Genomic DNA, 13,117 nt, shown 5'->3' on the forward strand with positions numbered 1-13,117 from the left:
CCCTTCAGTTGAGCGTGTGAAGCGCGGTTGCGCGGGTCGTGCTAGGTGGCGACGTTCGGTTCCTGGGCGGCGGCGCCCGGCCCCTGGGCGGCGAGCCGTTCCTCGCGCGCGAGGCTCCGGCGGAAGTGGGCGCAGCCGCGCCACAGCAGCACGATGCTGCCGACCGAGGCGACGCCGTACACGAGCGACAGGGACGTACCGATACGCCCGGCCGATCCGAGCAGTTCGTCGGTGACCAGCGCGACCAGAGTGGTCCCCAGTCCCACGGCGGACAGGTTCGAGATGAGCAGGAAGACGGCGGACACCTGGGCGCGCATCTGGTTCGGGCTGAGCACCTGCATCGCCGCGGTGGAGGCGGGCATCGGGAACGAGGCGAAGAACATCGTGACCGCGAGCAGTGCCAGCGACAGCCACAGAGGCCTGACGTGCGGGAAGACGATGACGGGGACGAGCATGCCGAGCGCGCCGATGACTCCTGCGCGCATCGCTCCGTCCGGGTGCCCGAGCTTGGTGAGCCGGTCGACCAGCCACCCGCCGAAGAGCACGCCGGAGCCGTTGGCCAGCAGGACGACGCCGCCCAGCACGTATCCGACCTCGGTCGCGCTCAGCCCGAACGCGCGCATGTAGAAGGCCGGTACCCATGCCATGAGGCCGAGCAGCACCATCGCGTAGCAGGAGAAGCCCGCGTAGTGGCAGAAGAACGTCCGTGCGTGGCTGCGCAAGAAGGTGAACACATCACGCATGGCCACCTTCCGTACGGCGCCCGCGGAGTCCCGGGCCAGTCCGCGCCGCACCGGGTCGCGGACCGTCAGCAGGAACACGAGCGCGACGAGCAGTCCGGGCAGGCCGATGATGAAGAACGTCAACTGCCAGGCGTGCACGTCCCCCACGAGCGGCAGGGAGACCCGGTCGACGTCCTTGAGCAGCCCGATGACGTACCCGCCGATGAAGAACGCGGCGCTGCCTCCGATGAACGAGCCGAGCGAGTAGATCCCGGCCGCCCGGCCCAGCCTGCTCTTCGGGAACATGTCGCTGAACATCGAGTACGCGGACGGGGTGAGCGACGCCTCGCCGACACCCACCCCGACGCGGGCCAGGAACATGTGGGCGAACCCCTTGCTCAGCCCGGAGAGCGCGGTGGCCAGGCTCCACAGCGCGATACCGATGGAGATGATCACGGGGCGCGAGCGGCGGTCGGCGAGCGCGGCGATGGGCAGTCCCATCACCGAGTACAGGACGGAGAACGCGAGCCCGCTCAGGAGGCTGAACTGGGTGTCCGTCAGGCTGAGGTCGCGCTTGATGGGCTCGATCATCAGCGACAGGGCCTGGCGGTCCACGAAGGAGAGGACGTAGGCGGCCGTGCAGATGCCGACGATGTAGGACTTGTACCGCTCGGACATGCGCGGTTCGGGTTCGCTTTCGGACAGCAGTGATGGCTCGGTCATGGGACGGCGCCTCATCGGGTCTGGGTGGGGTGGTGCCCGGTACGAGATGGTGCTGGCCAAACGAGTTCAGAGGCTATCCACGCCCAACTCCCCCAGCCATCCCGGGAATCCCGGTGCGGAGTCGGGGATTTCCCGCACTGCCTCGGGCGCCCGCTGTCACCGCGGCGACGGGCGGTGCGGGAGCGGGTACCTGGAGGTCCTAGAGTGGGGCCGGTCTTGAAACAGCAAGGAAATGGGGATCAAGTGGTCGACATGGCAGCCGCGGCGCGGAAGGTCTTCGACCGGTACGACGTCGACGGGGACGGGCAGTTGACTGCCGAGGAGTACCGGCAGGTCGTCGCGGAGCTCGGCGACACGGGCGTCACCGCGGAGGCCGCGCAGGAGCTCATCGACACCATCGACAGCGATGGCGACCGGAAGGGCTCGTTCGACGAGTTCCGGGCCTCGATGGGGCTCTGACCTCGAAGCACTCGTGCCTGTGCCCCCGGATCCGCGGATCCGGGGGCACAGGCACGAGTGGCTCTCAGCGGGCCCCGGCCGCACCGCGCAGGCGGGGCATCACGCCCGACGGGATTTGGCTGGAACAGGGGCGCCCTCTTCGTCCGGTTCGTCGGCTGCTTCGGTGCGTGGCCGGCGCCACCAGTGGTCGCGGCGCGGGTGCAAGGCCCGGCCGAGCCTGCGTCCGATGAGGAGATATCCGATGAAGGCGCCCGCCGCGTTGAGGATCACGTCATCGATGTCGAACGCCCGGCCGGTGACCAGCAGCCCCTGAGCGATCTCGACGGTCAGCATCACCAGCGCCGTCATGAGCACCACCCGGACGAAGCCCCGGGTGCGCGGGAAGAGGACCGGCAGCAGCACCCCGAACGGCACCCCGAGGACGACGTTCCCGCCGACCTGCTTGATCGTGTCGAACCAGTCGGGCTGGTCGAAGTACACGCGGATCGAACTGCCCGGGTGCAGGTTGGTGTGCGTCAGCGATTCCGACACGGGGGACGGGACCAGGGTGGCCTTCGCCAGTCCGACGGCGAAGGCGACCATGCAGACGAAACCGACCGCCATGACGAGGGCGCGGATCAGCCGCCGCCCCCACGAGCGCCTCTGCGTACGGGATTCGGATTCCATGTGCCGTCGGTTACCACGGAGTTGGCGCCGCACACGCCCTGGAGGCGGCCGGGACCCATCGGTCCGCGGTGGACGCGGGTTTCACGCCAAGACCTTGACACGCTCACGACCACTTGTATGGTCTAGTCCAAGCAACGGCCGTTCAGCACAAGGGAGTTCACCCGCGCCATGCGTCGGGTGAACCCTCCCCTGCCCCCTTCGCGCCTCTTGGCCCCACCCTCGAGAGGCCGACCCGAGCGTGCGCCCCCACTTCACGCACGCCCCGGGAAGACCTGAAGTGAAGGAGTACGCATGAACGCCAGAAGGAAGACCGCCGCGCTCATCGGCGCGGCCCTGGCCCCGGTCATCGCCGTCAGCCTTCCCGCCGGTTCGGCGAGCGCCCACGGCTACATCTCCTCCCCGCCGAGCCGGCAGGCGCAGTGCGCGGCCGGCACCGTCTCCTGCGGTGACATCACCTACGAACCGCAGAGCGTCGAAGGCCCCAAGGGGCTGACGAGCTGCAGCGGCGGCAACAGCCGGTTCGCCGAACTCGACGACGACTCCAAGGGCTGGGTCGCCACCAAGGTGTCCCGCAACGCCGCCTTCGAATGGAAGCTGACGGCGCAGCACGCCACCAGCACCTGGCAGTACTTCGTCGGCGGTCAGGAGATCGCCGAGTTCAACGACAACGGCGCCAAGCCGGGCGCCACCGTCACCCACCAGGTGGACTTCGGGTCGCTGACGGGTCATCAAAAGGTCCTGGCCGTCTGGAACATCGCCGACACGTCGAACGCGTTCTACGCCTGCATCGACGTGAACGTGGGCGGCTGAGCGAGCACCCCGGCACGGCGGCGCCGCGGGCCCTTCCCCCACGGCGGGCCCGACCCGTCACGGCCCGCGGCGCCGTACCCCCCACCCCCACCCCCCACCACTCCCCCTCGATCGGAGTGCTTCGCCATGCGTCTGCGCACACTCGGTCTGCTGACCGCGACCGCAACCGCCGCCGCCCTCGGTTCACTGACCCTGGCCGGCCCCGCGTCCGCCGAAAAGGCCGACGCGCAGGCCGATTTCGTCGTCAGCCAGGGCCGGTTCGACCAGATGTTCCCGGGCCGGAACTCCTTCTACACGTACGAAGGCCTGACCGCCGCGCTCAGCGCCTACCCTGGGTTCACCGGTACGGGCAGCGACACCGTACGCAAGCAGGAGGCCGCGGCCTTCCTCGCCAACGTGAGCCACGAAACCGGCGGCCTGGTCTACGTCGTCGAGCAGAACACCGCCAACTACCCGCACTACTGCGACAGTTCGCAGCCTTACGGCTGTCCGGCGGGCACCGACAAATACTACGGACGCGGCCCGATCCAGCTCAGCTGGAACTTCAACTACAAGGCCGCGGGCGACGCGCTCGGCATCGATCTGCTCCACAACCCCGATCTCGTGCAGAACGACGCGGCCGTCGCCTGGAAGACCGGTCTCTGGTACTGGAACACCCAGAGCGGCCCCGGCACCATGACCCCGCACAACGCCATGGTCAACGGTGCCGGATTCGGCGAGACCATCCGCAGCATCAACGGCACCCTGGAGTGCGACGGGGCAAACCCCGGGCAGGTCCAGAGCCGTATCGACAACTACAAGAAGTTCAGCCAGATCCTCGGCGTCGACCCGGGTGCGAACCTGAGCTGCTGAGTCCGAGCCGCGGAACCGGACGGGAGCCGGAGCCACAGAGGGTGGCTCCGACTCCCGTCCCGCCCGTTTGCCGATACTTTGCCGATGCAAGGTGTGCCGAAGCACCCGTCGGGAAGTCGTCCTCGAGGTGCGCCGAGTGATCAATATGCAGAGACTCGGCCCTGACGAGCAGAGAAGAGGACGACAGCGAGAGGCGGCATCGGCACGTGGCCCACACACCTTCCGACGGCCCGACCACCAGAGGCCGCAAGCGCATGCCGGAGACGGTCGCGGACATGCCCCGGCATGTGCGCGAGGAACTGGCCCGCCGGCTGCGACGCACCAAGCGGGCCTATCGCAAGCAGGACGTCCAGGTCGTCGAGAAACCACTGCTCAAGCGGGCTGTCGGCGCCTCGGCGCTCGGCAACTGCATGGAGTGGTTCGACTTCGGTGTCTACAGCTATCTCGCGGCCACCATCGGCAAGGTGTTCTTCCCGGGCGCCTCTCCGGGCGCCCAGCTGATCTCGTCCTTCGCCACATTTGCTGCCGCATTCGTGGTGCGACCGCTCGGCGGCCTGGTGTTCGGCCCGCTCGGTGACCGCATCGGGCGGCAGAAGGTGCTCGCCACCACCATGATCATGATGGCGGCGGGAACGTTCTCGATCGGCCTCATCCCGAGTTACGCGACCATCGGCATGGCCGCGCCCATCCTTCTGCTGATCGCCCGAATGGTGCAAGGCTTCTCGACGGGTGGCGAATACGGCGGCGCGACCACCTTCGTCGCCGAGTACTCGCCGGACCGCAGGCGCGGTTTCCTGTCCAGCTGGCTCGACTTCGGCACCTTCGTCGGCTACGCCCTGGGCTCCGCCCTGGTCACCGTGTTGAACATCGTGCTGACGGACGACCAGATGCTGACCTGGGGCTGGCGCCTGCCGTTCCTGATCGCGGGGCCGCTCGGTGTCATCGGCCTCTACATGCGGCTGAAGCTGGAGGAGTCCCCCGCCTTCCAGCAGCAGCTCGACGAGCACGAGAAGAACCTGGCGCAGGACTCGGTCGGCAGCGAGTTCAAGACCATCGTCCGCGAGCATTGGCGTCCCCTGCTGGTGTGCATGGGCCTGGTCCTGCTGTACAACGTCACGAACTACATGGTCACCGGCTATCTGCCGACCTATCAGACGGAAACGCTCGACCGCTCCAGTACCTCGGCGGACGTCCTGGTGCTCATCGGCATGGCGTGGATCGTCCTCCTCATCACGTTCCTCGGGCGCCTCAGCGACCACATCGGCAGGCGCCCCCTGTACGCGGGCGCGGCCATCGCCATGATCGTGCTCGCCATCCCCGCCTTCCTCCTCATCAAGGCGGAGGGCACCTGGCCGCCCGTCTTCGGCGTGCTGATCCTCGCCACGCTCCTCGCGTGCTTCGCCGCACCGAGCGCCGCCACGCTGCCCGCGCTGTTCCCGACCGCGGTGCGGTACGCGGCGATGGGCATCGGCTTCAACTTCGCCGTGGCGGCGTTCGGAGGCACCACCCCGCTGTTCACAGAGGCGCTGGTGAACGCGACCGGCAACAAGCTGGTGCCCGCCTACTACCTGATGGTGGCGGGGGTCATCGGCCTGATCACCGTCAAGTTCCTGCCGGAGAGCGCACAACTGCCCCTCAACGGGTCCCAGCCGATGGTCGGCTCGAAGGAGGAACAGAAGGAACTGATCGACACGTCCCAGGACCTCTACCAGTACGCCAAGGAGGAGTCCTCGGCGCGCTGACCCGCCCCAGGCTGATCAGCGGTGGAACCGAGGGTCGGCTTGGCGTCCGGTGGCGTGGACGGAGCCGAGCAGGTTGAGGGACTGGGCGCTGGGGCTGCCCGGTTCGGCGTGGTAGATGACGAGCTGCTGGCCGGGCGCTTCGCGTACGTCGAAAGCCTGGTAGGTGAGGGCGAGGGCGCCCACGTCCGGGTGGAGAAGGTGTTTGGCGTCCTGGGTCTTGCCGCGCACGGTGTGGGCGTTCCAGAGGCGGGTGAATTCCGCGCTGTGCTCGGTCAGGGTGCGGACCAGCTCGCGCAGCCGTGGGTTGTCCGGGTCGAATCCGGTCGCCTCGCGAAGGTTGGCGACGGTGGCCTGTGCCGCCCGGTCCCAGTCCGCGTAGAAGCTGCGGCCCGCGGGGTCGAGGAAGGTCATGCGGGCCAGGTTGTCCGCCGGCTCGAACGGGGCGTACAGGGCCTCGGCCAGGGCGTTGACCGCGAGGAGGTCCAGGGTCCTGTTCATGACGAACGCCGGCGTGTTCGCATAGCCGTCCATCAGCTGGCGCAGCGCCGGGCTGACCCGCTCGGCGGCGTGGACGGACGGCCGGTCGTCCGGCGTCGCCCCGGCCAGCCGGTACAGGTGGGTGCGGGCGTCCGCATCGAGGCGCAGCGCGCGGCTGAGGGCGTCGACCACCTGGGCCGAGGGACGGCGTTCGCGCCCTTGTTCCAGGCGGGTGTAGTAGTCGGCGTTCACCCCGGCCAGGACGGCGACCTCCTCGCGGCGCAGGCCGGCGACCCTGCGGGCCCCGTAGCTCGCCATGCCGACGTCCTCCGGCCGCAGGCCGGCACGACGTGTGCGCAGGAACTCTCCCAGGTGGTTGTCGTCCATTCGTTCAGGCTAGGCGGCGGCCGGATGTGCTGCCTGGGTGTGCCGCACCCAGGCAGCAGACGTCCTGGTTGATGGCGGCTGACCTGCGCAGACTCGGTGCGGCGACAAGGACCGCGGCATGCGAGGAGAGGAGTCCGCCATGGCAGGAACCGTTGAGGGCGACCACGTCGACGTGGTCGGGATGTGGGTGACCGCGGATGGTCACATCCGTCAGGAGCTGCTGCCGGACGGCCGCTACGACGAGGCCCGGGGGGGGCGGCGCAGCGCGTACACCGGCCGGTAAACGGTGACCGGCAGTCACCTGGACTATGTCGACGACACCGGGTTCACCGCCACGGGCGACATCCGCGACGGAGTGCTCCACCACGAGCACCTCGTGCTCTACCGGGAGCGGCCGTCGTCGTAGGCGGGTCGACAGAGCAGGCGGGTCGACGGACCCGACACAGCAATCAGCCAGTCAGCCAATCAGCACCTACGAGAAGCAAGGACTCCGCCCATGACGGGACAACGACTCGACGGCAAGGTCGCTCTGATCACCGGCGCGACCGGTGGTCTCGGTGCGGCGACCGCCGAGCTCTTCGCCCGCGAAGGCGCGCGCCTTGTGCTCACCGATGTCGCCGAAGGCCCCCTGCGGGACCTCTCCGACCGGATCGGGGCACACGGTGCGGAGGTCGTCGCCGCCCGCCTCGATGTCGCCTCCGCGCGGGAATGGGACGAGGTGATCACCCTCGTACGCGACCGATTCGGAACGCTGGACGTGCTCGTGAACCTCGCCGGCATCGTGGACTGGCCAGGTATCGAGGACACGCGGGAAGAGGCTTGGGACCGCGTCATCGACGTGAACCAGAAGGGCACATGGCTCGGCATGAAGGCGGCGATGCCGCTCCTGCGCGCGAGCGGCAACGCGTCCGTCATCAATACGTCGTCCGTACTCGGCCTGGTGGGAAGCGGCGCGGCCGCGGCCTACCAAGCGTCCAAGGGGGCCGTGCGCCTGCTGAGCAAGACCGCCGCGGTCGAGTACGCCCGGCAGGGAGTCCGGATCAACTCGGTGCATCCCGGCGTGATCGCCACACCGATGATCCAGGAAATCCTGGACGACCAGGGCGACCAGCAGCCCGACATCCAACGCACCCCCATGCGCCGCGCCGGCCGCGCCGACGAGATCGCCCCCGCGATCCTCTATCTGGCCTGTGACGAGTCCTCGTTCGTCACCGGCTCGGAGCTGGTGGTCGACGGCGGCCTCACCGCGCACTGAACAGACCGATCCGGGCGCGCGGGATCCAGGACCGTCTGCGCCTGCACACACACTCACTTCCTCCAGGGACAGCACCACATGCCCACTGCAACTGCTTCCGCAGCAGCATCCATAGCATCCGAATCCGCCGAGTTCGCAGGGAAGACCGCCCTCGTCACCGGGGCCGCGCGCGGCGTGGGCAGGGCGACCGTGGCACTCCTCCACGCCCGCGGCGCCCGCGTCGTCGCCCTCGACCTGCGCCCCGACATCACGGCTCTGCCGGACGAGTTTCCTGGCGTGCTCGCGGTGCGCGGCGACATCACGCAGGAGGAGACCGCCGTCCACGCGGTGCAATCGGCCCTGGACACCTTCGGAGGGCTGGACATCCTGGTGAACAACGCCGGGCGCACCCTGAACAAGCCCCTCACCGAAACCACCGCCGAGGACTGGGACGCCGTGATGGGGGTCAACGCCCGCGGCTCCTTCTTCTGCACCCGCGAAGCGTTCCGGGCCATGAAGAGGCGCGGCGGCGGCGCCATCGTCAGTACCGGCTCCTACACCTGCACCGTCGCCCTGCCCGAAGGCGCCGCCTACAGCGCGTCGAAGGGCGCCCTGGCCCAACTGACGAAGGTGCTCGCCGTCGAGGGCGGGCCACTGGGCATCCGCGCCAACCTCGTCGCCGCAGGCGTCATCGAGACCGATTTCCTCGACACGATCCGACCCGACAGCCGTGCGTACCTGGCGTCCTTCGCCGACGCGCAGCCCCTGGGCCGCGTCGCGCAGCCCGAAGAGATCGCCGAGGTCCTGTGCTTCCTGGCCTCACCACGCTCCAGCTTCATCACGGGAGCCGTGGTCGCCGCGGACGGCGGCTTCACCGCGGTCTAGCGCCGCTACGCCAAGTACACCCAGCAAGAGTCCTCGAAACGCCGACCGCGTTGCTCGGGTCAGTGTCGGCGGACCAGGGGGAAAGGCAGGGTCTCGCGGATGGTGCGACCGGTGAGGAACATGACGAGCCGGTCGACACCGATGCCGAGTCCGCCGGTGGGAGGCATCGCGTATTCCAGGGCGTCGAGGAAATCCTCGTCCAGTTCCATGGCCTCAGGGTCGCCACCAGCGGCCAACAGTGACTGGGCCCTGAGGCGCCGGCGCTGTTCGACGGGATCGGTCAACTCGCTGTACGCAGTGCCGAGTTCCGTGCCGAAGGCGACGAGGTCCCAGCGTTCTGCGAGCCTCGGGTCGCCGCGGTGCTGCCGGGTCAGCGGTGAGACGTCGGTCGGGAAGTCCTTGTAGAAGGTGGGCAACTGGGTCTTCTTCTCGACGAGCCGCTCGTACATTTCCAGTACGACGTCGCCGCGTGTGTCGTCGGGCGCGAACGGGATCTCGGCCCGCTCGCAGTGCCGCAGCAGCTGCGGCAGCTCCGTGTCCGCGTCGACCGCCTCGCCGAGCGCCTCGGAAATGGCTCCATACACCGTCTTCACGGGCCAGAGACCCGAGATGTCGTGCTCGATGCCGTCCTTGCGGGCGACGGGTGAGCCGAAGGCGGCAACCGCGGCGCCCTGGATCAGTTCGCGTGTGAGGTCGAGCATCACGTCATAGTCCGCGTGCGCCTGGTAGGCCTCCAGCATCGTGAACTCGGGGTTGTGCTTGAACGAGACGCCCTCGTTGCGGAAGGTGCGGCCCATCTCGAAGACCTTCTCCAGGCCACCGACGCAGAGTCGCTTCAGATACAGCTCGGGGGCGATACGCAGGTACAGGTCGAGGTCGTAGGCGTTGATGTGCGTGGTGAAAGGGCGCGCGTTGGCTCCGCCGTGGATCTGCTGCAGCATCGGCGTCTCGACCTCCAGATATCCGCGCTCCAGCAGGCCCTGGCGCAGCGCCTGCACCGCCACGGACCTGGCACGGACCACGTCGCGGGTGTCGGGACTCGTCACGAGGTCGAGATAGCGGCGTCGCACCTTGGCCTCGGGGTCGGCGAGACCGTGCCACTTGTCCGGCAGCGGGCGCAGACATTTTCCGGTGAGCGTCCAGTCGCTGACGAAGACGGTCACCTCGCCGCTGTCACTGGCGCCGGTCTCACCGGTAACCGTGATGTGGTCGCCGATGTCGGTGTCGGCCGTAAAGGTGTCAATCAGGTCCTGACCGGCGTGGTCGCGGCTGAGTGCCAGCTGCCGGTCGCTCGACCAGTCGCGCAGCACGGCGAAGACGATGCCACCGAAGTCGCGTACGAACATGAGCCGGCCCGCGACGGTGACCTGTTCGCCGTCGAGGTCGGCGGTGACCCGGTCCAGCGTGTGCGTGGGAGTGAGTTCAGCGACGGGGTAGGGGTCGACGCCTTTCGCGAGCAGCCGGTCGAGCTTGCGGTGACGGATGCGCACCTGCTCCGGCATCCGCGATGTCTTGTCCTCATCGGGTTCGCCCTGGGTAAGGTTCAGGGCCTCGATGGACGGCAGGTGTTCGGTGCTTGCGGGGGCAGCGGCCGCGGAGGGCGTGCTGTGGCCTTTGCCCCACAGGCGGCGCAGCGAAGGGACGGAGACGAAGCCCTCGGCGATACCGGAGGCGAGGCTGATCCGGGCGAGGGCGGCCGCGTCCGCATAGCAGATGAAGCGGGGATACCACTCCGGGCGGTACTTGGCGTTGGAACGGTACAGACTCTCCAGTTGCCACCAGCGCGAGGAGAAGAGGAGCAGCCTGCGCCACAGCCGCAGCACCGGGCCCGCGCCGATCCGCGCGCCTTCCTCGAATGCCGAGCGGAACACCGCGAAGTTCAGCGAGATCCGGCGGATACCGAACCGGGAGGCGGCCTCACAGAGTTCGGCAACCATGAACTCAGTGACACCATTGGGTGCGCTCCGGTCACGGCGCATCAGGTCCAGGGACACGCCGTCCTTGCCCCAGGGAACAAAGGACAACAGCGCCAGCAGCTGGCCGTCCGCACCGAGAGCCTCGACCAGCAGGCAGTCACCGTCGAGCGGATCGCCGAGGCGGTCCAGGGCCATGGAGAATCCGCGTTCGGTCTCGGTGTCACGCCAGGCGTCTGCCTTGTCGACGACCTCCTTCATCTCCGTGTCGGTCAGGCTGGAGTGGCGGCGGATGCGGCACGTGGCACCACTGCGGCGCACGCGGCCGACCGCTTGCCTGGTGACTCGCATGTCACGGTGGCCGAGGTCGAAATCGGCGATGTGCACGATGGCTTCGTCGCCCAGTTGCAGAGCGCCGAGGCCCGCCCGGGAAAAGGCGGTGGCGCCGTCTTCGGAGGCGCCCATCGCGGCCGGGGCCCAGCCGAACCTGCGAGCCACGTCCAGCCATGCGGCGATCGCGTGGGGCCAGGCCTCCCGGTCACCGACCGGGTCACCGCTGGCGAGACAGACACCTGCTTCGACGCGGTAGGTGACGGCGGCCTTGCCGCTGGGCGCGAACACCACTGCCTTGTCGTGCCGGGTGGCGAAGTAGCCCAGGGAATCCTGCGCGCCGTAGGCGCCGAGCAGGAGCCGGAGGCGGGGCTCCTCGTCACCGTGCAGGGCCGCTTCCATGCGCTGCGAGCGGAACAGCACCGCGCAGGCGTTGAGGAGGACCAGAGCGCCGAGGAGCCCGAGCAGGAAGGAAAGAGGGCGCGGCGGAGCGCCGTCGTAGTGGCTCGCCGACACCAGCCCGCCACAGACCTTGTCCGCCGCCCAGAGCAGGCGTTCGCCGGCCCGAAGAGTGCCAGGGAAGAGCGCGACGAGTCCCCAGCCGGCGAGGACGGCCACGACGAGTCCGAGCAGCAGTGCCGACAACGCCCGGCGCAGCGAGCCATGCCTTGTCCTGGCGTAGAACTCGCGGTGTGCTGCCAGCAGAACAACAAGGAAGAGCGCACACACGATCAGCGAGGGAAGCGAATCGGCGAAAAGGCCGAAGCAGACCCCCAACACGTCAACCGCGATCAGCAGGCCGAGATAGACCACGACCAGCCACCAGGCGACCTTCTTGCGGGCCGCGATCGCCCCGGCCAGCAGGAGCAGGAAGGCCGCGTAGGCCAGGTTGGCGCTGATGGGGACAGTGAGCGTGTCCAGGAAGCGCGTCACCGGCTGCAGGAGGCGGCGCAGCGGTGCGACGACCGCGATCAGCGCACAGTAGACGGCTACTGCGGCGAAGGCACCCGAGACGGCCTTCGGCACCTTCCGCGTCCGCTGGCCTGGTCTGTCGCCCTCGGGCAATGCTGTGGCGGGGGATTCGGTCGAAACGCTGGTGGCCATGGGGCTGTCCCTTCCGTCCCTTTACCTGGAATCCCGGTCCGCCTCACGCGGAGGCTCTTTGGGTACCTGGTTGTGCTTGCCCGCAAGAAGTTCCTGCAGTGCGACCTTCTTTTGGTTGACCGGCGCCCACCACCGGGCCTCCCGCCTCCGGGAGTTGATGTCCTTCCGGGAATGCGGGGCATAACGTGACCGGCTCCACGGGGAATTCGGCCGCGCCAATCTGATGGCGCCCACAACGAGGAACACGTTGAAGAACACGCCTATCAATCCGGTCCACAACTTGCCCTTGAGCAGGGTGACCACGGCCAGAGAAGCCTGCACCAGCCAGAAAATGACCGAGATCCCGGTGGCCACGCCGTCGCCAAGTTCGCGTCCTCCGCTGACGAGTGGTACCGGTCGGAATCCAAGGAGCATCAGGCTGATGGTCGCCACGGCGACGAAAATGGCCTCGACAGAGGCACGTCCCTCACGCTGCCAGTAGACGTCACGGAGATGCAGGATGAGCGCGAACTCATCGAGCACCAGAGCGGCCCCGATGCCATAGAGGGCGGCCAGAGACGACTGCACCGCCAGGGGAGGGCTGCGGACAGCGACCAGACCCACGCCGCCCAGAAGCATGAACACCACGCCAAAGACCACGTGATGAATGTGGAAGCCGCCTGGCGTCACATTGCCCGGCCACCACCGCACCTGGGCGCGGATCATCCGCACGCTGAACCGGATGAACCCGAATGTGACGATGACCGCCGCCAGCAGACAGAACAGCGGGAGCTGACCCTGGTCGACGATTTCACGCGTGAACCACGACCCCAC

Annotated in this window: 11 protein-coding genes and 1 pseudogene; 7 read left to right on the top strand and 5 right to left on the bottom strand. The window is 68.4% G+C overall.

Features of this window, described 5'->3' with window-relative positions; translation table 11 throughout:
* Positions 1-41 precede the first annotated feature (41 nt).
* Positions 42-1,445, bottom strand: coding sequence for a spinster family MFS transporter (locus tag ACOKM3_RS03320; protein ID WP_426896698.1), 1,404 nt, complete (start codon positions 1,443-1,445; stop codon positions 42-44).
* Positions 1,446-1,697: 252 nt separating this feature from the next.
* Between ACOKM3_RS03320 and ACOKM3_RS03325 the strand changes: the two genes are divergently transcribed.
* The gene (locus tag ACOKM3_RS03325; RefSeq protein WP_426906689.1) at positions 1,698-1,904 is read left to right on the top strand and encodes an EF-hand domain-containing protein; all 207 of its coding nucleotides are present in this window, start codon (positions 1,698-1,700) and stop codon (positions 1,902-1,904) included.
* A 99-nt stretch (positions 1,905-2,003) separates the two neighbouring features.
* Here the strand turns inward: ACOKM3_RS03325 and ACOKM3_RS03330 are convergent, their stop codons facing one another.
* On the bottom strand, positions 2,004-2,570 hold the full coding sequence (locus ACOKM3_RS03330; RefSeq protein ID WP_426896700.1) for a VanZ family protein: 567 nt from the start codon (positions 2,568-2,570) through the stop codon (positions 2,004-2,006).
* 291 nt (positions 2,571-2,861) lie between these two features.
* On the opposite strand from ACOKM3_RS03330, the gene ACOKM3_RS03335 reads away from it, so the two are divergent.
* The 3 genes from ACOKM3_RS03335 to proP all read left to right on the top strand — a co-directional run bounded on the left by ACOKM3_RS03335 (position 2,862) and on the right by proP (position 5,974).
* On the top strand, positions 2,862-3,380 hold the full coding sequence (locus ACOKM3_RS03335; protein WP_426896702.1) for a lytic polysaccharide monooxygenase auxiliary activity family 9 protein: 519 nt from the start codon (positions 2,862-2,864) through the stop codon (positions 3,378-3,380).
* Positions 3,381-3,506: 126 nt separating this feature from the next.
* On the top strand, positions 3,507-4,232 hold the full coding sequence (locus ACOKM3_RS03340; protein ID WP_426896704.1) for a chitinase: 726 nt from the start codon (positions 3,507-3,509) through the stop codon (positions 4,230-4,232).
* A gap of 275 nt (positions 4,233-4,507) precedes the next feature.
* Complete coding sequence (gene proP, locus ACOKM3_RS03345) at positions 4,508-5,974, top strand: glycine betaine/L-proline transporter ProP (protein ID WP_426906690.1); 1,467 nt, start codon at positions 4,508-4,510, stop codon at positions 5,972-5,974.
* Between the two features lie 15 nt (positions 5,975-5,989).
* On the opposite strand, the gene ACOKM3_RS03350 is transcribed toward proP, so the two are convergent.
* A complete protein-coding gene (locus ACOKM3_RS03350) occupies positions 5,990-6,838 on the bottom strand; it encodes a helix-turn-helix transcriptional regulator (protein WP_426896706.1) in 849 nt (282 codons plus the stop codon).
* Between the two features lie 139 nt (positions 6,839-6,977).
* Here ACOKM3_RS03350 and ACOKM3_RS03355 point away from each other — a divergent pair.
* The 3 genes and pseudogenes from ACOKM3_RS03355 to ACOKM3_RS03365 all read left to right on the top strand — a co-directional run bounded on the left by ACOKM3_RS03355 (position 6,978) and on the right by ACOKM3_RS03365 (position 8,957).
* Positions 6,978-7,244 (top strand): annotated as a pseudogene (locus ACOKM3_RS03355) (Atu4866 domain-containing protein).
* A 90-nt stretch (positions 7,245-7,334) separates the two neighbouring features.
* Positions 7,335-8,093 carry an SDR family NAD(P)-dependent oxidoreductase gene (locus ACOKM3_RS03360; RefSeq protein WP_426896708.1) on the top strand — a complete coding sequence of 253 codons (759 nt, stop codon included), beginning with the start codon at positions 7,335-7,337 and terminating at the stop codon, positions 8,091-8,093.
* A 78-nt stretch (positions 8,094-8,171) separates the two neighbouring features.
* On the top strand, positions 8,172-8,957 hold the full coding sequence (locus ACOKM3_RS03365; protein ID WP_426896710.1) for an SDR family NAD(P)-dependent oxidoreductase: 786 nt from the start codon (positions 8,172-8,174) through the stop codon (positions 8,955-8,957).
* Positions 8,958-9,016: 59 nt separating this feature from the next.
* On the opposite strand, the gene lysX is transcribed toward ACOKM3_RS03365, so the two are convergent.
* Together lysX and ACOKM3_RS03375 are read right to left on the bottom strand one after the other, a co-directional pair.
* Positions 9,017-12,304: a bifunctional lysylphosphatidylglycerol synthetase/lysine--tRNA ligase LysX gene (gene lysX / locus ACOKM3_RS03370; RefSeq protein WP_426896712.1), complete on the bottom strand. Its 3,288-nt coding sequence runs from the start codon at positions 12,302-12,304 to the stop codon at positions 9,017-9,019.
* A 21-nt stretch (positions 12,305-12,325) separates the two neighbouring features.
* Positions 12,326-13,117, bottom strand: a complete 792-nt coding sequence (locus tag ACOKM3_RS03375) for a hypothetical protein (RefSeq protein ID WP_426896714.1) — start codon at positions 13,115-13,117, stop codon at positions 12,326-12,328.

The organism is Streptomyces nidicola (assembly GCF_050106155.1).
Classification (GTDB): domain Bacteria; phylum Actinomycetota; class Actinomycetes; order Streptomycetales; family Streptomycetaceae; genus Streptomyces.

Coding starts and splice junctions, on each gene's coding strand:
- ACOKM3_RS03320 (WP_426896698.1), bottom strand. CDS start 1,445: ATGACCGAGCCATCACTGCTGTCCGAAAGCGAACCCGAACCGCGCATG.
- ACOKM3_RS03325 (WP_426906689.1), top strand. CDS start 1,698: ATGGCAGCCGCGGCGCGGAAGGTCTTCGACCGGTACGACGTCGACGGG.
- ACOKM3_RS03330 (WP_426896700.1), bottom strand. CDS start 2,570: ATGGAATCCGAATCCCGTACGCAGAGGCGCTCGTGGGGGCGGCGGCTG.
- ACOKM3_RS03335 (WP_426896702.1), top strand. CDS start 2,862: ATGAACGCCAGAAGGAAGACCGCCGCGCTCATCGGCGCGGCCCTGGCC.
- ACOKM3_RS03340 (WP_426896704.1), top strand. CDS start 3,507: ATGCGTCTGCGCACACTCGGTCTGCTGACCGCGACCGCAACCGCCGCC.
- proP (WP_426906690.1), top strand. CDS start 4,508: ATGCCCCGGCATGTGCGCGAGGAACTGGCCCGCCGGCTGCGACGCACC.
- ACOKM3_RS03350 (WP_426896706.1), bottom strand. CDS start 6,838: ATGGACGACAACCACCTGGGAGAGTTCCTGCGCACACGTCGTGCCGGC.
- ACOKM3_RS03360 (WP_426896708.1), top strand. CDS start 7,335: ATGACGGGACAACGACTCGACGGCAAGGTCGCTCTGATCACCGGCGCG.
- ACOKM3_RS03365 (WP_426896710.1), top strand. CDS start 8,172: ATGCCCACTGCAACTGCTTCCGCAGCAGCATCCATAGCATCCGAATCC.
- lysX (WP_426896712.1), bottom strand. CDS start 12,304: ATGGCCACCAGCGTTTCGACCGAATCCCCCGCCACAGCATTGCCCGAG.